This is a genomic window from Pseudokineococcus lusitanus (genome assembly GCF_003751265.1).
GTDB classification, from domain to species: domain Bacteria; phylum Actinomycetota; class Actinomycetes; order Actinomycetales; family Quadrisphaeraceae; genus Pseudokineococcus; species Pseudokineococcus lusitanus.
This window is the reverse complement of sequence record NZ_RJKN01000005.1, coordinates 265,478-284,435: the sequence shown is the minus strand read 5'-3', so window position 1 is coordinate 284,435 and position 18,958 is coordinate 265,478. Positions and strand designations below refer to the sequence as shown.

Annotated in this window: 15 protein-coding genes; 5 read left to right on the top strand and 10 right to left on the bottom strand. The window is 77.0% G+C overall.

All coding sequences use genetic code 11. The features are described 5' to 3' along the window. Positions 1 to 15: 15 nt before the first annotated feature. The 4 genes from EDC03_RS11325 to EDC03_RS11310 all read left to right on the top strand — a co-directional run bounded on the left by EDC03_RS11325 (position 16) and on the right by EDC03_RS11310 (position 3,975). On the top strand, positions 16 to 1,503 hold the full coding sequence (locus EDC03_RS11325) for a 3-oxoacyl-ACP reductase (protein ID WP_123380334.1): 1,488 nt from the start codon (positions 16 to 18) through the stop codon (positions 1,501 to 1,503). Next, entirely contained in the window at positions 1,500 to 2,447 is a 948-nt protein-coding gene (locus tag EDC03_RS11320; RefSeq protein ID WP_123380333.1) for a MaoC/PaaZ C-terminal domain-containing protein, read from the top strand. The genes EDC03_RS11325 and EDC03_RS11320 overlap by 4 nt, the downstream gene beginning before the upstream one ends. A gap of 314 nt (positions 2,448 to 2,761) precedes the next feature. Further along, entirely contained in the window at positions 2,762 to 3,277 is a 516-nt protein-coding gene (locus EDC03_RS11315; RefSeq protein ID WP_123380332.1) for a MarR family winged helix-turn-helix transcriptional regulator, read from the top strand. A gap of 38 nt (positions 3,278 to 3,315) precedes the next feature. Further along, positions 3,316 to 3,975, top strand: coding sequence for an antibiotic biosynthesis monooxygenase (locus EDC03_RS11310; RefSeq protein ID WP_123380331.1), 660 nt, complete (start codon positions 3,316 to 3,318; stop codon positions 3,973 to 3,975). 49 nt (positions 3,976 to 4,024) lie between these two features. On the opposite strand, the gene EDC03_RS11305 is transcribed toward EDC03_RS11310, so the two are convergent. The 7 genes from EDC03_RS11305 to EDC03_RS11275 form a co-directional block, all read right to left on the bottom strand. Then, entirely contained in the window at positions 4,025 to 5,869 is a 1,845-nt protein-coding gene (locus EDC03_RS11305) for an ABC-F family ATP-binding cassette domain-containing protein (protein WP_123380330.1), read from the bottom strand. A 67-nt stretch (positions 5,870 to 5,936) separates the two neighbouring features. Next, positions 5,937 to 6,974: a 4-(cytidine 5'-diphospho)-2-C-methyl-D-erythritol kinase gene (locus EDC03_RS11300; protein ID WP_241967152.1), complete on the bottom strand. Its 1,038-nt coding sequence runs from the start codon at positions 6,972 to 6,974 to the stop codon at positions 5,937 to 5,939. Between the two features lie 74 nt (positions 6,975 to 7,048). Then, positions 7,049 to 7,996 (bottom strand): 16S rRNA (adenine(1518)-N(6)/adenine(1519)-N(6))-dimethyltransferase RsmA, encoded by a 948-nt coding sequence (gene rsmA / locus EDC03_RS11295; RefSeq protein WP_123380329.1) that lies wholly within the window; start codon positions 7,994 to 7,996, stop codon positions 7,049 to 7,051. A 49-nt stretch (positions 7,997 to 8,045) separates the two neighbouring features. After that, positions 8,046 to 9,359 (bottom strand): resuscitation-promoting factor, encoded by a 1,314-nt coding sequence (locus EDC03_RS18425; protein ID WP_123380328.1) that lies wholly within the window; start codon positions 9,357 to 9,359, stop codon positions 8,046 to 8,048. A gap of 259 nt (positions 9,360 to 9,618) precedes the next feature. Next, the gene (locus EDC03_RS11285; protein ID WP_123380327.1) at positions 9,619 to 10,599 is read right to left on the bottom strand and encodes a TatD family hydrolase; all 981 of its coding nucleotides are present in this window, start codon (positions 10,597 to 10,599) and stop codon (positions 9,619 to 9,621) included. Then, positions 10,592 to 12,406, bottom strand: coding sequence for a methionine--tRNA ligase (gene metG / locus EDC03_RS11280; RefSeq protein WP_123380326.1), 1,815 nt, complete (start codon positions 12,404 to 12,406; stop codon positions 10,592 to 10,594). The genes EDC03_RS11285 and metG overlap by 8 nt, the downstream gene beginning before the upstream one ends. Positions 12,407 to 12,472: 66 nt before the next feature. After that, positions 12,473 to 12,985, bottom strand: coding sequence for a hypothetical protein (locus EDC03_RS11275; RefSeq protein WP_158674277.1), 513 nt, complete (start codon positions 12,983 to 12,985; stop codon positions 12,473 to 12,475). 56 nt (positions 12,986 to 13,041) lie between these two features. On the opposite strand from EDC03_RS11275, the gene EDC03_RS11265 reads away from it, so the two are divergent. Then, positions 13,042 to 13,914, top strand: a complete 873-nt coding sequence (locus EDC03_RS11265) for an alpha/beta fold hydrolase (protein WP_123380323.1) — start codon at positions 13,042 to 13,044, stop codon at positions 13,912 to 13,914. A 123-nt stretch (positions 13,915 to 14,037) separates the two neighbouring features. Here the strand turns inward: EDC03_RS11265 and EDC03_RS11260 are convergent, their stop codons facing one another. The 3 genes from EDC03_RS11260 to rsmI form a co-directional block, all read right to left on the bottom strand. Beyond that, a complete protein-coding gene (locus tag EDC03_RS11260) occupies positions 14,038 to 16,440 on the bottom strand; it encodes an immune inhibitor A domain-containing protein (RefSeq protein WP_123380322.1) in 2,403 nt (800 codons plus the stop codon). A 236-nt stretch (positions 16,441 to 16,676) separates the two neighbouring features. Further along, positions 16,677 to 17,867, bottom strand: coding sequence for an aminotransferase class I/II-fold pyridoxal phosphate-dependent enzyme (locus EDC03_RS11255; RefSeq protein WP_123380321.1), 1,191 nt, complete (start codon positions 17,865 to 17,867; stop codon positions 16,677 to 16,679). 42 nt (positions 17,868 to 17,909) lie between these two features. Continuing rightward, positions 17,910 to 18,872: a 16S rRNA (cytidine(1402)-2'-O)-methyltransferase gene (rsmI, locus tag EDC03_RS11250; protein ID WP_241967150.1), complete on the bottom strand. Its 963-nt coding sequence runs from the start codon at positions 18,870 to 18,872 to the stop codon at positions 17,910 to 17,912. Positions 18,873 to 18,958: the final 86 nt, after the last annotated feature.

The window sequence follows — 18,958 nt, the reverse complement described above, 5'->3', positions numbered from 1 at the left end:
GGGTAGCGTCGTGGCATGCAGCGAGGCAGCGGACCCCTGACCGGCGCCCTGCGCGGCGTCCTCCCCGGCCGGACCGGCGCGGCCGCGTCCTCCGGGCCGTCCGGCGACGACGACGCCCCCGCCGACCGCTACGCCGACTTCGCGCGGTCCGCCCTGGGGCGCAAGGTCGTCCCCGGGCTCGGCCTGCCGGACCCGGCGCCGCTGCGGCGCGACGCGCCGGGCGCCCCGCTCGCGCCCGGCCCGGTGCTCGTCACGGGTCTCGTCCCGGTGGGCGGCGGGGACGCGGCACCCCGTGACGCCGGTGCGGCGGCCGCCGCCGCGGTGGCCGCCGCCGGCGCCCGGGTCCTGCTCCCCGGGGACGACGACGGCACCGAGCGCCTCGGCGGCGTCGTCGTCGACGCGACGGCGGCCCGCTCCCCCGCCGACCTCGTCGGCCTCGTCGGCGCCCTCGCCCCCCGGCTCCGCCGCCTGGCGCGCGGCGCCCACGTCGTCGTCCTCGGGCTCGACCCCGACCGGCTCCCCGACGGCGCGGACGCCGCGACGCGGGTGGCGCAGCGGGCCCTCGAGGGCTTCACCCGCTCGCTCGGCAAGGAGGTCGGCGGCGGACGCACGGTTCAGCTCGTGCTGCTGTCCGGCGGCGGCGCGGCGGGCCTCGGCGGCGCGCTGCGCTTCCTCCTGTCCGGGCGCTCGGCCTTCGTCAGCGGGCAGGTCGTCCGGCTCGCCGACCCGGTCGGCGACCTCCCGGACGACGACCTCGCCCGCGGCTCCCGCCCGCTCGAGGGCCGCACGGCGCTCGTCACCGGCGCGGCGCGCGGGATCGGCGCGGCGACGGCGCAGCTGCTCGCGGCCCGCGGCGCCCGCGTCGTCCTCGCCGACGTGCCGGCCGCGGCCGACGTCCTCGCGGCGACGGCGCGCGAGGTCGGCGGCGAGCCCTTCGTCCTCGACGTGACGTCGGACCTGGCGCCCGACCGGCTCGGGGAGCGGGCCGACGCCGTCGGCGGCCTCGACGTCGTCGTCCACAACGCCGGCATCACGCGCGACCGCCGCCTGCGCAACATGCGGCCGGACGCCTTCGCGTCCGTCCTCGAGGTCAACGTGGCCGCGCCGCTGCGGCTGACCGAGCACCTGCTCGCCACCGGGCGCCTGCACCGCGGCGGCCGCGTGGTCGGGGTCTCGTCCCTGGCCGGGATCGCCGGCAACGACGGGCAGACGAGCTACGCCGCCTCGAAGGCCGGCGTCATCGGCCTCGTCGACGCCCTCGCGCCGCGGGCGGCCGAGGTCGGCGCCACGGTCAACGCGGTGGCGCCCGGCTTCGTCGAGACCCGGATGACGGCCGCCGTCCCCGCGCTCAACCGGCAGCTCGGCCGGCGGCTGTCGTCGCTGGGGCAGGGCGGCCTGCCCGTCGACGTCGCCGAGGTGGTGGCCTGGTTCGCGGAGCCCGCGTCCGCGGCGGTCAACGGCCAGGTGCTCCGCGTGTGCGGGCAGAACCTCCTCGGCGCATGAGCGGGCCCGTCCCCGGTGCCGGGCCGGGGCCGCTGCCCCTCGCGCCGACGCGCCGGACGCTCGCGGCCGCCGTCCTGCGGCGGGGCCGCGGTCGGGCGCTGCCGGCGGGCCCGGTGCTCGTGCCGGACGTCCGCGTGGACCCCGCGCACCTCGACGCCTGGGGGCGGGTGTGCCACGTGCGCCCGGGCGCCGCGCTGCCCGCCTGCTACCTCCACGTCCTCACGTGGGGCGCCCAGGCGCGGCTGCTGCTCGGGCCGGGCTTCCCGCTCGCGCCCGTGGGCCTCGTCCACCTCGCGCAGCGGCTCGAGGTGCTGCGTCCCGTCGACCCGCGCGAGGTGCTGGCGCTGCGCGTCGCGGCCCGCGACCTCCGCCCCCACCGCCGGGGTCGGCAGGTGGACCTCGTGGCGACCGCGGAGGCCGGGGGCGAGGTCGTCTGGCGCGGGACGAGCACCTACCTGCGCCGCGAGCCGGGGGCGGGCGGCGGGCCGCCGTCGACGAGCCGCCAGGCGCCGGACGGCGGGGCGCCGTCGACGACGGACGGCGGGGCGCCGTCGACGACGGACGGCGGGGTCGACGCGGCGCTCCGCGGGCCGCTGCCGGACGGCGTCGTCCGGTGGGACGTCCCCGCCGGCACCGGCCGCGCGTACGCCGCGGTGGCGGGCGACCCCAACCCGCTGCACACCTCGGCGCTCGCGGCGCGGGCGCTCGGCTTCCCCCGGCCGCTGGCCCACGGCATGTGGACGCTGGCCCGCGCGCTCGGCGACCTGCAGGGCCGCGCCCCGGTGACGGGCGTCGTCGACGCCCGCTTCCGCAAGCCCCTCCTCGTCCCCGGCCGCGCCGTCCACGGCTGGCACCGCCGCGAGGACGGCTCGCTGCTGCTCGCCGTCCGGCGCGAGCGCGACGGCGAGCCGCACCTCGTCGCCGACGTCGTGCCCGGCGCCTGAGCGGCCCCGTCCGCCGCATCGTCCGCTCTCACGCCGCGTCCGCCCCGCCCCTCCTTCCCTCGACTCGACCCACCGCGCCCGCCCGCCCCTCGTCCTCTCCGCCGCGTCCCCTCCCCCGCCACGTCCCCCCTGTCGACCACGTCCCCCCTCCCGACGTGCGACCTCGTCGGGCCGGGTGAGCGCTCCCGCGGCCCGACGAGGTCGCACGTCGGGAGAGGGGCGGGGTGGCGGGGGCCGCCGCGGACCGGGGCGGAGGCGGAGGCGGAGGGCGTCGAGAATCTCGACGTCGAGACACCGCGGCTAGCATCGACGGCGTGGCGGACGAGGCGGGGGGCGGCGGGCCCGACGAGGTCGACCGCATCGTCGCGGCCTGGCGGCGCGAGCGGCCGGACCTGGACGTCTCTCCGCTGCAGGTGCTCTCGCGCGTCAGCCGGCTCTCCCGCCAGCTCGACCTCGCCCGCCGGGCGGCCTTCGCCGAGCACGACCTCGAGGCGTGGTCCTTCGACGTCCTGTCCGCGCTGCGCCGGGCCGGCCACCCGCACCAGCTGACGCCGGGGCGGCTCGTCGCCTCGACGCTCGTGACGAGCGGGACGATGACCAACCGGGTCGACCGGCTCGTCGCCGCCGGCCTCGTCGAGCGTCACCCCGACCCGGGCGACCGCCGCGGCGTCCTCGTGCGGTTGACGCCCGCAGGCGCGTCCAGAGTCGACGCCGCCATGGCCGACCTCCTCGTGCGGGAGCGGCAGCTGCTCGCGGGGCTCGACGCGCCGCAGCAGCAGGCGCTGGCCGACGTCCTGCGCCGCATCTCCCGCGGCCTCGACGAGGGCTGAGCCCCAGGTCAGGCGCCCGGTCCCCGGCACCGTCCCGCATGCCGGACACTGGGCGCGTGCCGCACGCCGACCGCCCCGACGACGTCGTCCCGCCCGCGACGACGCCCGAGCCCGTCACCGTCGCGACGACGCGCGTCGCCGACCCCGGCCAGCGCCTCGAGATGATGACGTGGGTCAGCGCCGGGGCCCGCCTCGCCGAGAGCGCGCCGGGCTTCCTCGGCGCCGGGTGGGTCCGCGGCGCCGTGGACTCCCGCGAGTGGCACATGCTCTACCGCTTCGCCGACGAGGACGCGCTCGCGCGGTGGGAGGGCTCCCCTGAGCGGCTCTGGTGGCTCGCCGGCGCCCCCGGCACCGTCCGGCCCACGCGCACCGAGCGCCGCACCGGCATCGAGGGATGGTTCGACGCCGCGGACGGCGTCGTCGTCGGGGCCGAGGGCCTCGCGGACCGCCCGCGCCGCCCCCCGCGCTGGCGCCAGGCCCTCGTCATCTACTCGGTCTTCCTGCCCCTGTCCCTGCTCGTCAACCTCACGCTCGGCGCCGCGATCGCCGACCACGTCCCGCTGTGGCTCCGCGTGGTCGTGACGACGACGCTCATGACCCCGGTGATGACGTACCTCGCCCTCCCCTGGGCCACCCGCCGCCTGCAGTGGTTCCTCGACGCCGAGCCGCCGCCCTGGCGCCGTCGCCGCCCCTCCTGACCCACCTGCCCCCGCGGCCCCCTCGTCGCGGAGGGGGGCGTGGAGGGGGTCAGCCGGCGGTCTCGGCGGCCTCGAGCCAGGCCTCCTCGACCTGCTCGCGCTCGGCGACGACGGCGCGGAGCTCGGCGTCGAGGGCCGTGACGGCGGCGTGGTCGGCGGCCGCGTCGGCCATCCGGGCCAGCAGGCCCGCCTCGCTCGTCTGCAGCTTCTCCAGGCGGCGCTCGAGCCGGGAGACCTCCTTGCGCGCGGCGCGGACGTCGGCGGCGGAGGGGCCGCCCGCGGCCGCCGTCGCGGCCGCGGCGTCGCCCGCCGTCGCCACGCCCGGCAGCACCCCGCCGACCGGGGCGGCGTGGACGCCGGCCCTCAGGGCCAGGTACTCCTCGACGCCGCCGGGCAGGTCGCGCAGGTGGCCGTCGCCGAGGAGGGCGACCTGGTGGTCGGTGGTGCGCTCGAGCAAGTACCGGTCGTGCGACACGACGACGAGGGTCCCGCGGAAGCCGTCGAGGACGTCCTCGACCGAGGCCAGGACGTCCGTGTCGAGGTCGTTCGTCGGCTCGTCGAGGAGCAGCACGTTCGGCTCGTGCACGAGCAGCCGCAGCAGCTGGAGCCGGCGCCGCTCGCCGCCGGAGAGCTCGCCGACCGGCGTCCACGCGCGGTCGCGGGTGAAGCCGAGGCGCTCGACGAGGGAGCTCGCGCTCACCGGCTTGCCGTCGACGAGGATCTCGCGCCGCTCCCGCTCGACCGCCTCGAGCGCCCGCAGGTCGGCCACCTCGGCCAGCTCGTGCAGCGACTGCGACAGGACGGCGACGCGCACCGTCTTCCCCCGGCGCACGCGGCCCGCGTCGGGCTCCAGCTCGCCGGTCAGCAGGCGCAGCACGGTGGTCTTGCCCGCGCCGTTGACGCCGACGACCCCGACCCGCTCCCCCGGCGCCAGCCGCCACGTCACGCCGTCGAGCAGCGTCCGGGGCGCCCCGCCGTCGGGCGAGGGCACGCGCAGGACGACGTCCTCGAGGTCGAGGACGTCCTTGCCCAGCCGGGCGCTCGCCGTGGAGGTGAGGTCGGCGGTCTCGCGGGGCGGCGGCTCGGACGCGACGAGCGCGGCCGCGGCGTCGAGGCGGAACTTCGGCTTGCTCGTCCGGGCGGGCGCGCCCCGCCGCAGCCACGCGAGCTCCTTGCGGAGGAGGTTGGCCTGCCGGTCCGCCGTCACCTGGGCCACCCGCGCCCGCTCGGCGCGGGCGAGGACGTAGGCGGCGTACCCGCCGTCGTACCGCTCGACCCCGCCGCCGGTGACCTCCCACGTCTCGTCGCAGACGGCGTCGAGGAACCACCGGTCGTGCGTGACGACGAGGAGCGCACCGCGGCCCGCGGGCCAGCGGCGTCGCAGGTGCTCGGCGAGCCAGGCCACGCCCTCGACGTCGAGGTGGTTGGTCGGCTCGTCGAGGACGACGAGGTCGTGGTCGCCCACGAGCACCGCCGCGAGGGCGGCACGGCGGCGCTGCCCGCCGGACAGCGTCGACAGGGGCGCGTCGAGGCCGCCGGGCACGCTGACCTGGATGTCGTCGAGGAGGCCGGAGACGACGTCGCGGACCCGGGCGTCCCCCGCCCACGCGTGGTCCTCGGCGTCGCCGACGACGAGGTGCCGGACGGTGCCGGTGGCGTCCGGGTCGTCCGCCTGCGGCAGGACGCCGACCCGCACGCCGCGGGTGCGGGTCACGCGGCCGCCGTCCGGCGTGTGCTCCCCGGTGAGGACGCGCAGGAGCGTCGACTTCCCGTCGCCGTTGCGGCCGACGACGCCGACGCGGTCGCCGTCGTCGAGGCCGAGGGAGACGCCCGCGAGCACGTCGCGGGCGCCGAGGACGACGGAGACCTGCTCCGCGTTGATGAGGTGCGCCACGGGCTCCAGTCTCCCGCACGCCCCGGGGCCCGCCGTACCGCCGCGGGGCGGCCCGCCCGGCGACCGGTCAGCGCGCGACGTCGACGAGCCGCGCGCCGGGCGCGGGCCCGTGCACGCGCCGCACGTCGGCCGCGGCGCCGGAGGCGGTGAGCGCGACGGCGACGTCGAGCCCCTGCTCCCGGTCGGCGACGAGGAAGGCCGTCGTCGGCCCGGAGCCGGACACGAGCGCGGCCAGGGCGCCGGCCTCCCGGCCCACCTCGAGCGTCCGGGCGAGGGCGGGCGCGAGGGACAGCGCCGGCGCCTCGAGGTCGTTGACGAGCGCCGCGCCGACGGCGGCGGGATCGCCGGCGGCGAGCGCCACGAGGAGGTCGCGGACGTCCTCCTCCCCCACCGCGGGGTCGCCGTCCCCGGCCGCGGCGCGCTGCCGGTCGAGCTCGCCGAACACCGCGGGCGTGGACAGCCCCTGCCCGGCGAGGGCGAGGACCCACGAGCGGGTGCCGCGGGCGAGGGCCGGCACGACCCGCTCCCCGCGCCCCGTCCCGACCGCCGTGCCGCCGACGAGCGCGAAGGGCACGTCGGCGCCCAGCTCGGCCCCGAGCGCGAGGAGGTCGTCGCGACCGAGACCGGTGCCCCACAGCGCGTCGCACGCCACGAGGGCCGCCGCGGCGTCGGCGCTGCCGCCGGCCATGCCGCCCGCCACCGGGACCTGCTTGGTGATCTCCAGCCGCACCCGCGGCGGGACGCCGGCGCGCTCGGCCAGCAGCAGCGCGGCGCGGACGGCGAGGTTGCGCTCGTCGGTCGGCAGCCCCTCCGCGCCCTCGCCGGCGACGGCGCACTCGAGGCGGGCGCACGGCACGGCGCGCACGTCCTCGTGCAGCGCCACGGCCTCGAAGACCGTGACCAGCTCGTGCGAGCGGTCCGGCCGCAGCCCGCCGACGCGCAGCGCGAGGTTGACCTTGCCGGGCGCGCGGGCCGTGACCGGCGTGCCGGGCGGGACGCGACGGGGCCGGTCGTCGCCGTCGACGACCTCGGCCGGGCCCGCGCCCGCGGGGTCGCCGCCGTCGTCCGGCTCACCACCGGGCAGCACGCGCAGACCGTCCCCCACGCGCGTGACCCTAGGCGAGCCCCGGACGCCCGGCACGGCCCTGCCGCGAGGTGGCACCCGCCGCCGTGCGGGCGTCAGCCGGGCAGGACGTCGCGCCCGGCGGGCGCGGCGAGGCCCAGCACGTCGTGGCCCGCGTCGGCCACGGCCACGAAGCCGGCGACGTCGAGGCGCTCGCCCCGGAGCCCCGGGTCGACGCCGGCCGCCCGCAGGGCCTCCTCGGCCCGGGCGGCGCTGCCCGCCCAGCCGGCGAGCGCCGCGCGCAGCGTCTTGCGCCGCTGCGCGAAGGCGGCGTCGACGACGGCGAAGACGGCCTCGCGACCGGCGGTGCTCGCCGGGGGCTCACGACGCCGCAGCGCCACGAGCCCCGAGTCGACGTTGGGGGCCGGCCAGAAGACCGTGCGCCCCACAGCCCCGGCGCGCTCGACGTCGCCGTACCAGGCCGCCTTGACGGACGGGACGCCGTAGGCGCGGCTCCCCGGCTCGGCGGCCAGCCGCTCGGCCACCTCCGCCTGGACCATGACGAGCGCCGACCGCAGCGACGGCAGGCGCTGCAGCAGCACGAGCAGCACGGGGACGGCGACGTTGTAGGGGAGGTTGGCCACGAGCGCCGTCGGCGTCCCCGCCCCGGCGCCGAGCACGTCCTCGGGGCCGACGCGGAGGGCGTCGGCGCCGAGCACCGCGAGGCGCGGCGGGACCGCCTCGTCGGCGCCGCGCCGGGCGGCGACGGTGCGGGGCAGCTCGGCGGCCAGCACCGGGTCGACCTCGACGGCGACGACGCCGGCGGCCTCCTCGAGCAGCGCCAGCGTGAGCGACCCGAGCCCCGGGCCGACCTCCAGGACGACGTCCTCGGGGCCGACGCCGGCACGCCGGACGATGCGGCGCACCGTCCCGGCGTCGGTGACGAAGTTCTGGCCGAGCGTCTTCGTGGGCCGCACGCCGAGGCGTCCGGCGAGGGCACGGACGTCGACGGGCCCCAGGAGCGCGGTGCGCTCCCGGGGCCCGTCGACGAGCTCTCCGCTCAGCGGGTCGTCCCGCCGGTCCGGAGGGCGGTGCGGTGCGGCACGGCGGAGGTCACAGCCCCAGCTTGCGCGAGCAGGACGGCCAGTCGCCGTAGCCGCCGCGCGCGGCGCGGACCTTCTCCGCGACGGCGATCTGCTGCTCGCGGCTGTTCTCGTGCGGGAGGCCCGAGCCGCCGTAGGCGCGCCACGTCTGGGCGCTGAACTGCAGGCCGCCGTAGTAGCCGTTGCCGGTGTTGATGGACCAGTTGCCGCCGGACTCGCACTGCGCGAGGCGGTCCCAGGCGCTGCCGCTCGGGGTCGAGGAGGACGGCGTCGACGGGCGCTGCTCGCTCTCCTCCTCGTCGTCGTCCGAGGAGGACGAGGACGAGCCCGAGGACGACGAGCCGGAGGAGGACGACGAGGACGAGGACGACGAGGAGCTCGAGGAGGACTGGCGCGCGGGCTCCGGCTCGGGCTCCGGCGCGGGGCGCTCCTTGGTGCCGACGAGGACGACGCGCGTCTCCGGCTCCTCGGTGACGACGTCGGAGACGACGGCCTTGGAGACGACCTGGCCGTCGTGCGTCGTCTGGCGGAAGGTCACGCGGTGCGTGCCCTCGTCGCCGGCGGCGTCGACCCGGGTCTGCCCCTCGAAGAGGTCGTCGGTCTCGCGGCGCACCGTCTCGAAGGCGATGGCGCCCTCCTCGGCGACCTCGGTCGTCAGGACGCGGACGACCGTGACCGTGAGGCCGTTCTCGAGCGGCGCCGCGGTGTCGGCGGAGACGGTGTCCGTCCCGCCGACGACGACGCCGGCCTCGTCGAGGAGGTCGCCGACGGTGGCGGCGGTGCTCGTGTACTCGGTGGCCTCGCCGTCGGCGACGACGCGGACGCCCTTCGGCGTGATCATCGAGACGGACCCGCCGTCGCGGCCGAGCGCCATCGAGCGGGACGCGGTGAGGGCGGCGCCCTCGGAGCGGACGCCGAGGTCGTCGAGCGCCTCGTCGAGCGTCAGCGCCGTCGTCCAGTGCGTCGTCGTGCGGCCGTCGACCGTGAGCTCGAGCTCGCGGGCGTGGCGGACGACGACGGTGCCGCCGTCCTCGACCCGGCCGTCGACGGCGGGGGCGACGACGTCGCGCGGCCCCAGCTCGACGCCGCCCTCGGCGAGGACGTCCTCGACGTCACCGCCGAAGAGGCGCACCTCCTGGCTGACGCCGTCGACGTCGAGCTCGACCGTGGTCGAGCCGGCGGCGTAGACCGCGGCACCGCCGAGCAGCGCGACCAGCGCGGCGCCCTGGACGGTGCGGACGGCGACCCGGCGGCCGCGACGGGTCGGCAGCGCCGCGTCCGTCGGCTCGGCGGGCGAGGAGGGCGGGGTGGCGGAGGAGGTCATGAGGTCCTGACGTCGCGCTGTCCGGACGCTCGCGAGGAGGAGGGCGCACCCGGGCGCGCGGCAGCGGACCCTGCGTGCCACCCCCACGGGGTGGGTACGGCAGGGTCGCGTCGTCGCGGGAGGTGCAGCCCGGAGCCTTCCCCAGCCCCGGCTGACCGAGGGACCGTAACCGATCCGAGACCTGATGTCACACCCCTGCCCGCCGCGCAAGCCGACGCGCGGGGGCGTCACCCGCCCGGCCCGCGGCCCGGGGAGCCGGTCACCAGGGCCCGTAGAGCTCCTCCGCGGTGGCGGAGACGGTCTCGCACAGGCGCTCCAGCGGGACGTCGAGCACCTCGGCGACGACCCGGGCGGTGTGCGGCAGGAGGTAGCTCGCGTTGGGCCGTCCGCGGTACGGCGCCGGCGTGAGGAAGGGCGCGTCCGTCTCGAGGAGCACCCGCTCCGGCGGCACGACGGCGAGCGCGCTGCGGAGGCCCCCCGCGTTGCCGAAGGTCACGGTCCCGGCGAAGGAGAGCCAGTAGCCCCGCCGCACGCACTCGCGGGCCATGTCGACGTCGCCGGAGAAGCAGTGGAGGACGACCCGCTCGGCCCGCTCCTCCGCGAGCACCCGCAGGACGTCGGCGTGGGCGTCCCGGTCGTGCACCTGCACGGGCAGCCCGAGGTCGTTCGCCAGCCGCACGTGCGCCCGGAACGACTCCTCCTGCGCGGCGAGCGCGGCGGCGTCCCCGGCGTCCGTGCGGAAGGTGTCCATGCCGGTCTCGCCGACGACGCGGACGCGGTCGGCGCGCGCGAGCCGCCCGATCTCCTCGAGCGCCGCGTCGAGCTCGCCGCGGGCGGCGAGCAGCGGGGCCTCGTTGGGGTGGAGGGCGACGCCGCCGAGCAGCTGCGGGTGGCGCTGCACGACCTCGACGGTCCAGCGCGCGGCCGGGAGGTCGCAGCCGATCTGGACGGCGCGGGGCACGCCGGCGGCGGCGGCCAGCGCGAGCAGCTCCTCGACGCCGCGGTGGCCCTCGGCCCCCGCGTCCGCGCCGGGCCCGTCGGCGATGTCGAGGTGGGTGTGGTCGTCGACGACGGGCACGGGCAGCGGCTCGGGGGCGGGCGGCCACGAGCGGTCGCGACGGCGGCCGTCGGGCCCCGTGCCCGAGCGGGCGCGGGGCGGGGCGGTCGCGGCGCCGGCGGGCCCGGGGACGGCGTCCTCCGCGGCGCAGCCGCCGGGCCCCGTGCCGCCGGCCTCAGCCACCGGCGGCCTCGCCGCGCAGCCGCTCGAGCTCGGCCTCGACGTCCTCGTCCTCGATCTTGCGGAACACGGGCGAGGGCTTGCCGACGGGCGTGCCCGGGACGACGGGGACCGAGCCCCACGCCGGCGTGCCCGCGCCGCCGTCCGCCGCGGGGGTCCGCAGCACGGGGTACGGCGTGCCGCCGTCGAGGTCCTCGACGTCGACGAGCTCGGGCATCGGCGAGACGACGCCGGTGCCGCCCATGACCTCGTGGACGGCCTGCGCGCTGTGCGGCAGGTACGGCCCCAGCAGGGTGCGGCAGTCCGAGATGCCCTGCGCCGCGACGTGCAGGACCGTCCGCATCCGCTCGGGGTCGCTCGTCCGCAGCGCCCACGGCGCCTGGTCCGAGAGGTACTTGTTGACCTCGCCCACCGTCCGCATGGCCTCGGCGAGCCCCTGCTTCTGGCGGTGCGTGGCCACGAGGTCGCCGACGACGTCGAAGGCGCCGGACGTCGCCGCGAGCAGCGTGCGGTCCTCCGGCGTCAGCTCCCCCGCCTCCGGGACCGCCCCGACGTTCTTGTGGATGAGGTTGGCGGTGCGGTTGACGAGGTTGCCCCAGCCCGCGACGAGCTCGTCGTTGGTCCGACGGCGCAGCTCGCGCCACGTGAAGTCGGTGTCGGCGTTCTCCGGCCCGGCGGCGGACAGGAAGTAGCGCAGCGCGTCCGGCTGGTACCGCGCGAGGACGTCGCGGACGTAGATGACGACGCCGCGGCTGGAGGAGAACTGCTTGCCCTCCATCGTGAGGAACTCGCTGGCGACCACCTCCGACGGCAGCGCGAGGTCGCCGTAGACGCCGGGCTCCCCGCCGCGGGAGCCCTTGCCGGCGTAGCCGAGCAGCTCGGCCGGCCAGACGAGCGAGTGGAAGACGATGTTGTCCTTGCCCATGAAGTAGGCGCCGCGCGCCTCGGGCCCCCAGAAGGGTCGCCACGCCTCGGGGTCGCCGCTGCGGCGCGCCCACTCGATGCTCGCCGACAGGTAGCCGACGACGGCGTCGAACCACACGTAGAGCCGCTTCGTCGGGTTCTCCTGCCACCCGGGCAGCGGGACGGGGATGCCCCAGTCGATGTCGCGCGTGATGGCGCGGGGCCGGATCTCCTCGAGGAGGTTGCGGCTGAAGCCGAGGACGTTGGGCCGCCAGGACGCCGAGCCCGTCTTCGTCCCGAGCCACTCCCCCACCGCCTCGGCCAGCGCGGGCAGGTCGAGCATGAAGTGCTGGCTCTCGACGAAGCGCGGCGTCTCGCCGTTGATGCGGCTGACGGGGTTCTTCAGCTCGACGGGGTCGAGCTGGTTGCCGCAGTTGTCGCACTGGTCGCCGCGGGCGCCGTCGTACCCGCAGATCGGGCAGGTGCCCTCGATGTAGCGGTCCGGCAGCGTGCGGCCGGTCGACGGCGAGACGGCGCCCATCGTCGTCGTCTCGACGAGGTAGCCGTTGCGGTGGACGGTGCGGAACATCTCCTGGACGACGGCGTGGTGGTTGCGCGTCGTCGTCCGGGTGAAGAGGTCGTAGGACAGGCCCAGGGCCTGGAGGTCCTCGGCGATGACCCGGTTGTAGCGGTCGGCGAGCGCCTGCGGGGTGACGCCCTCGCGCTCGGCCTGCACGAGGATCGGCGTCCCGTGCTCGTCGGTGCCGGACACCATGAGGACGTCGTGCCCCGCCATCCGCTGCTGCCGCGCGAAGACGTCGGAGGGGACGCCGAACCCGGCGACGTGGCCGATGTGGCGGGGACCGTTGGCGTAGGGCCAGGCCACCGCAGCGAGGACGTGGGTCATGGTCGCCAGGGTAGTGACGCGCGACGGCCCGTCCCGCCGCGCCCGCCGGCGCCCGGCGGTGGGCGCTCAGGCGGTGCGGACCTCGTCGACGGCGACCTGCGTGCCCGCGCACCCGGTCGCGCGCTCGGTGGGCCGCGGGGTGCCCCGCACGACGAGCCGGTCGCCGACGGCCACCTCGGTGCCCTCGGGCAGCAGGAGGGTGAACCGCTGCCCGCCGACCTCCATCTCGACGCACCCGGGCGCCGACGGCTCGACGACGGCGCCCTCGTACCGCGTCGGCCGCGGCACGTCGGTGGGCGCGGTCGGCGGGGCGGTGGGCCGCGGGAGGAGCGGCAGGGACGGCGAGGCGCCGCGGCTCGGCGGCGGGGTCGTCGGCGGCGGGGTCGTCGGGTCGGTCGGGGGCTGGTCGGTCGCCACGTCACCATCCTGCGTCCCCGGGGCGTCGGTCGTCGGCGAGGGCGCCGACGTCGTCACGGACGGCGCCGCCGGGGCGGGGGCGGGGGCGCCGCACCCGGCGCCGAGGGCGGCCAGCACGGCGACGACGGCGAGGGCGGCGGGGGTCCGGGGGGTGGTGCGCACGGCGGTCGGACGCCGCCCGACCCGCCGCGGTTCCGCACCTGTGGTGGGCTCGCCGGGTGAGCACGGGCGAGCAGGTGGACGGGCGGCGGCTGGCGGCGCGGACGACGGGCGGGGCGGGCCCGCGGGTCGCGCTCGTGCACGGCCTCTTCGGGCAGGGCAAGAACTGGAGCGCGGTCGCGCGCCGGCTCGCCGCCCGCCCACGGCGCGTGACGACGCTCGACCTGCCGGACCACGGGACGTCGCCGTGGACGGAGGAGGTCGACTACGTCGCCATGGCCGCGACGCTGGGCGCCGAGCTCGAGGCCCTCGGCGCCCCGGACGACCCCGTCGTCCTCGTGGGCCACTCCATGGGCGGCAAGGTCGCCATGCAGCTCGCGCTGCGCCGGCCGGACCTCCTGCGGGCGCTCGTCGTCGTCGACGTCGCCCCCGTCACCTACCCCTCCAGCGGCGGCCGGACCGACGACCCGGACGAGGAGGCGACGCCCTTCCGCGACTTCGTCCGGGCGATGCGGGGCCTCGACCTCGCCGCGCTGACGAGCCGGGAGGACGCGCACGACGCGCTGCGCGCCGCCGTCCCGTCCGACGCCGTCCGCGGCTTCCTCCTCCAGAGCCTGCTGCGCGTGCCCTCCCCCGCCCCCGGGGCGCCCGGCTGGCGCTGGGCGCTCAACCTCCCCGTCATCGAGGAGGGGCTCGAGGCGCTGCGCGGCTTCCCCGACCCGCCGCCGGGTGCGCGCTACGACGGCCCGGTGCTGTGGGTGTCGGGCGCCACCTCGACCTACGTCATGGACGCCGACCGGCCGCGGATGGAGGAGCTCTTCCCCCGCGTCCGGCTGCTGCGGGTCAAGGGGGCGGGGCACTGGGTGCACTCCGAGCAGCCGGAGGTCTTCGCCGACGCGCTCGACCGGTTCTGCGCGCACGTCGAGGGCTGAGCGCAGCCCCCGGCGGGCACGGCCCGGGACGCGGGAGGGCCCCGGCGACGTCGTCGCCGGGGCCCTCCGTCCGTGCGGTGGTGCGGTGGTGCGGTGGTGCGGTGGTGCGGTGGTGCGGCGTCCTCAGTCCGTGACGGTCGGGCCGGTGACGCGGATCTTCATCGACGTGCCGTCCTCGGACGCGACACGGATCTTCGTGCCGGTCGCCGGGAGCTTGGTGCCGCCCGCGGGGAACTCGTCGTAGAAGTACTTCTTCGTGTCGTCGAACGTCCGCGCCGCGGCCTGGCCGCGGACGTAGCTCGGCTTCCCGTCGACGTGGAGGGTGAAGCTGTCGGCCTTCCGCGTCGAGAAGGGCGCGTCGTAGGACTGGATGCGCGTCCGCCAGTAGTCGCCCTCGATGTTGGCCATCGGCCGCGCGTGGGCGTCGACGATGAGGTTGCGGCCCTCACCGGGGTGCTGGCTGACGTTGTTGTCGACCTGCGAGGTGTCCCAGTACGTGACGAGCAGGCCCGTCTGGTACGGGAAGTGCTCGACCCAGTCCGGGCGGGTGGAGGCCCAGCCGAAGTTGTACGGGCCCGTCCGCAGGTACTGGTCGTAGGAGACGTAGCTGCGGTGGCCGGCGACGTAGAAGTTGTCGTACTCCTCCGTCGACGTGGCGCCCACGGACGTGAAGCCGTCGAGCTCGAGGACCGAGGCGTCGGGGTCCTCCGCGCCGTCCGCGAGGACGACCTCCCCGTCGACGGTCAGCGTGATGTCGTCGGCGAAGAAGCCGGGCAGCGCCAGGCCGCCGTCGGTGCGGTACAGCAGCCGGAGCTCGACGGGCGCGCCGACGTAGGCGTCGAGGGGCACCTCGACGTCGACCCACTCCTCCTGCTCGCCGTCGATGGCGGGCGAGCCGGAGGCGTCCGTGCCGAAGTCCTCGCCGTCGGCCGTGCCGGCCAGCGACGTCCAGTTGCGGCCGCCGTCGGTCGAGGCCTGGACGTAGAGGTAGTCGTACTCCTCCTCGATGGACCACCGGGACTGCATCGACAGCGTCGCCGACGTCGCACCGGTGAGGTCGGCCGTCGCGCCGAGGGTGTTGGCCAGGTCGTCGCCCGAGCCGGACCACCACTGGCGGTCGCCGGCGGCGGGCTCGCCCAGCTCGGTGGTGACCTCCTTGTCGGGCAGCACGACGACGACGCCCTGGGCGTCCTCGGTGTTGTACTCCTGCGGCCCGAGGGTCATGGAGCGCTTCTCGCCGGCGGTGACGGTCTCGTAGTCGAGCCAGCCGAGCTGCAGCTTCTCCCAGGCGCCGAGGTCGCCGGCGCGCGAGCCGATGGGCTCGTCCGCCCCCGAGAGACGGCTCTGGCCCATGAGCGACCAGTACTCGACGTTGTTGTTGCCGCCCGCCGTGTCGTAGTTGTCCGGCAGGCCGAGGTCGTGGCCGTACTCGTGCGCGAAGACCGAGTAGCCGCCGTTCTCCGGCTGGATCGTGTAGTCGCCGACCCACACGCCGGTGTCGCCGATCTGGGCGCCGCCGAGCTTGTTCTCCTCCGGACCGGTCTTGCCCTGGTCGGTGCCGAAGGCGTACCAGCGGTGCGACCAGATGGCGTCCTCGCCGTAGGTCGGGTCGCCGTCCTCCTCGCCGCCGCCCGCGTGGACGATCTGGAAGTGGTCGATGTAGCCGTCGGGCTCGTTGAAGTCGCCGTCGCCGTCGTAGTCGTAGCGGTCCTGCTGGTCGTACTCGGCGAGCTGCGCGGCGATGTCCGCGTCGCTGACGCCCGCGGCCTCCTGGTCGGCCACCCACTGGTTGACGGCGTCCTGGATGAGGTTCCACGTCGAGGCGTCCTCGCGGCCGTAGCGCGCGGCGTTGTACTTGACACGCACCCAGTCGCTGACCGTGCCGTCGACGCTGTAGCGGCCCGAGGACTGGGTCTCGTAGTACGTCTTGAGCGACTCGTCGCCCTCGTCGTCCGCGAAGTAGATGTCCTCGTAGTGGGCCTTGTCGAAGTCGGCCTGCCAGATCGTCGAGTTGTCGACGCTGCGGTCGGGCTCGGGGATCTCGTTGTGCCGCGGTCCGTCGAAGCGCGTCGGGCCGGCGGTGTCCGGGTCGGTGTCGGCGTCCGGGTAGTCCGGGTGCCGCTCGTCGCCGAACTCGGCGAGGATCACGAAGATCTTGTCGGTGCTCTCGCGCGCGAGCTCGACGTACTGGCCCTGGGCGGCGGCCGCGCGCTCGCCGCGGCGCTGGGTGGTCGTGGCGGCGGCCGCCGGGGCGGCCTCGTCGCCGACCTTGACGACGGTGCTGCCGCCGATGCGCTGGGGGGTGAGCTCGCCCTCGAGCACACCGGTGATGGCGGTCTCGCGCAGCGCGCGGCGCTTCTCCTCCAGGGGGTGGGGCCGGTCGTCGAGCGGCGCGGCGGACGGGGTGGCCGTCGCGGCCGTCGTGCCGAGGCCGGTGTCCGGGGCGGCGGTGGCCGGGACGGCGGCGGTGGCCAGCAGGCCGGCGCCGAGCGCCATCCCCACCGCTCCACAGGTCAGCTTGCGCATGGGTCTCCTCAGGTCGGCGTCCGGGTCGGGCGCGCCGTCGGTGACCATAAGCACCCAAGTGCCCGTTGCGGGAGGGTCACGACCGGATCAATCTCACCGATCCGCGGAACCGACGGTCCGTCGGAGGCGTTGAGCGCCAGCGCTCCGTGACGACGAGTCATCGCCCATCACGCAGGGCGAGCACCGCCGGACCGTCGGCCCTGGCGGTGCTCGGGAGGTGGCGCGGCCCGGCGGGCTCAGCCCAGCTTGACGAGCCCCTTGCGCAGCTGCCGGGCGGCCTGCGCGATCCGCTGCTCGTTCTCGATGAGCGCGAAGCGCACGTAGTCGTCGCCCTCGGGGCCGAAGCCGACGCCCGGCGAGACCGCCACGTCGCACTCGGTGATGATGTGCTTGGCGAACTCGATGGACCCCATCTCCGCGTACGGCTCGGGGATCCGCGCCCAGGCGAACATGGTCCCCCGCGGCGCCGGCAGCGGCCAGCCCGCCCGGTTGAGGCCCTCGACGAGCGCGTTGCGCCGGGACTCGTAGACCGCGTTGACCTCGCGGGGGTAGTCCTGGGCCTCGTTGAGCGTGACGGTGGCCGCGATCTGGATGGGCTGGAAGGTGCCGTAGTCCAGGTAGCTCTTGAGCTTGGCCAGCGCGCCGACGACCTCGCGGTTGCCCACGAGGAAGGCCACGCGCCAGCCGGCCATGGAGAAGGACTTCGTCATCGAGTACAGCTCGACGGCGCACTCCTTGGCGCCCTCGCACTGGAGGATCGACGGCGGCGTCCAGCCGTCGAAGGCCGTGTCGGAGTAGGCGAAGTCGTGGACGAGGACGACGTCGCGCTCCCGCGCCCAGTCGACGAGGCGCTGGAGGTCGGGCAGGTCGATCGTCGCCGTCGTCGGGTTGTGCGGGAAGGACAGGACGACGACGCGCGGCTTGGGCCAGCCCAGCTCCCACGCCTCCATGACGTTGTCGACGTAGGCCTTGCCGCTGGGGCCCTCGGGGCCGTTGAGGGACACCTGGCGGGCGTCGGCGCCCGCGAAGTAGGGCCCCCAGATGTGGATGGGGTAGCTCGGCGAGGGCACGAGCGCGGCGTCGCCGGCCTGCAGCAGCACCCACATGAGGTGGCTGAAGCCCTCCTTGGCGCCGATGGTGTTGAGCACCTCGGTGTCCGGGTCCAGCTCGACGTCGAACTTGCGCCGGTAGAGGTCGGCGACGGCCTGCCGGAGCTTCGGGAGGCCGCGCGAGGACGAGTACCGGTGGTTGCGGGTGTTGTGCGCCGCCTCCGCGAGCTTCTCGACCGTCAGCTCGGGCGAGGGGATGTCGGGGTTGCCGAAGCCGAGGTCCACCACGTCGCGACCGGCTCGCCGGGCCTCGATCTTCAGCGAGTCGATGATCGTGAAGACGTACGGCGGCAGGCCCGGGATGCGGCGGAACTCCATGGCGGGAGGGTAGTCCTGCCCGTGCCGACGGGCCGGTGAGGCTCACCGCGCGGACGGGCCGGCGGCCTCCTTGCGCGCGGCCACGGCGGCGGCGTACAGCTCGCGGCCGGCCGCGCCGTGCTCGGCGGCGACGGCGCGGGCGGCGTCCTTGGTCCGCTCCCCCGCCGACACCCGGTCGAGGACGAGCGCGAGCAGCTCCTCCGGCGACCGGGTCCGACGAGGCGCCCCGCCGACGACGAGGGTGATCTCGCCGAGGAGGGTGCGGTCGGACCAGGCGACGAGGCCGTCGAGGTCGTCGCGGACGACCTCCTCGTAGGTCTTCGTCAGCTCGCGGCACACCGCGGCGGGGCGGTCACCGCCGAAGAGCTCGGCCAGGACGGCGAGCGAGGCCCCGAGGCGGTGCGGGGACTCGAAGAAGACCATCGTCCGGCGCTCGTCCACGAGGTCGCCGAGGACGCGGCGGCGGTCGCCGTCCTTGCGCGGCAGGAAGCCCTCGAAGGTGAAGCGGTCGGTCGGCAGCCCGGAGACGGCGAGGGCGGTGAGCACCGCCGACGGCCCCGGCACGGCGCTGACCGCGAGGTCGGCCGCGACGAGCGCCTGGACGAGCCGGAAGCCCGGGTCGCTGACGGCCGGCATGCCGGCGTCGCTGACGAGGACGGCGGTGCCGCCGGCGCGGACGACCGCGACGACGTCGTCGGCCCGCTCCGCCTCGTTGTGCTCGTGGCAGGAGACGACGCGGCCGCGGGGCTCGACGCCGAGGGCCCGCAGCAGCCGCCGCAGCCGGCGGGTGTCCTCGGCGAGCACGAGCTCGGCGGTGCCCAGCACGTGCGCGAGGCGGGGCGGCGCGTCGCGGGCGTCGCCGATGGGCGTCGCCGCGAGGAGGAGCCGGCCCCCGGCCCGGGGCGCGACGGGGGCGAGGTGCGCCTCGAGGTCGTCCTCCGTCGCGGCGGCGTCGGGGTCGTCGGCGGCGCCCCCCGCCGCCAGGTCCGGCTCGTCGTCGCGCACGCCCGCATCCTCGCAGCCGCCGCGCGGGTGGTCGCCCGGGCCGGCGCGGCGGAGCACGCCCGCGCGCGCGGGTCGCCCACCTAGGC

Bases quoted from the DNA above. Each gene is read 5' to 3' on its own strand.
- EDC03_RS11255 (WP_123380321.1), bottom strand. From the start codon at position 17,867: ATGGAGTTCCGCCGCATCCCGGGCCTGCCGCCGTACGTCTTCACGATC.
- EDC03_RS11310 (WP_123380331.1), top strand. From the start codon at position 3,316: ATGCCGGACACTGGGCGCGTGCCGCACGCCGACCGCCCCGACGACGTC.
- EDC03_RS11260 (WP_123380322.1), bottom strand. From the start codon at position 16,440: ATGCGCAAGCTGACCTGTGGAGCGGTGGGGATGGCGCTCGGCGCCGGC.
- EDC03_RS18425 (WP_123380328.1), bottom strand. From the start codon at position 9,359: ATGACCTCCTCCGCCACCCCGCCCTCCTCGCCCGCCGAGCCGACGGAC.
- EDC03_RS11325 (WP_123380334.1), top strand. From the start codon at position 16: ATGCAGCGAGGCAGCGGACCCCTGACCGGCGCCCTGCGCGGCGTCCTC.
- EDC03_RS11320 (WP_123380333.1), top strand. From the start codon at position 1,500: ATGAGCGGGCCCGTCCCCGGTGCCGGGCCGGGGCCGCTGCCCCTCGCG.
- metG (WP_123380326.1), bottom strand. From the start codon at position 12,406: ATGACCCACGTCCTCGCTGCGGTGGCCTGGCCCTACGCCAACGGTCCC.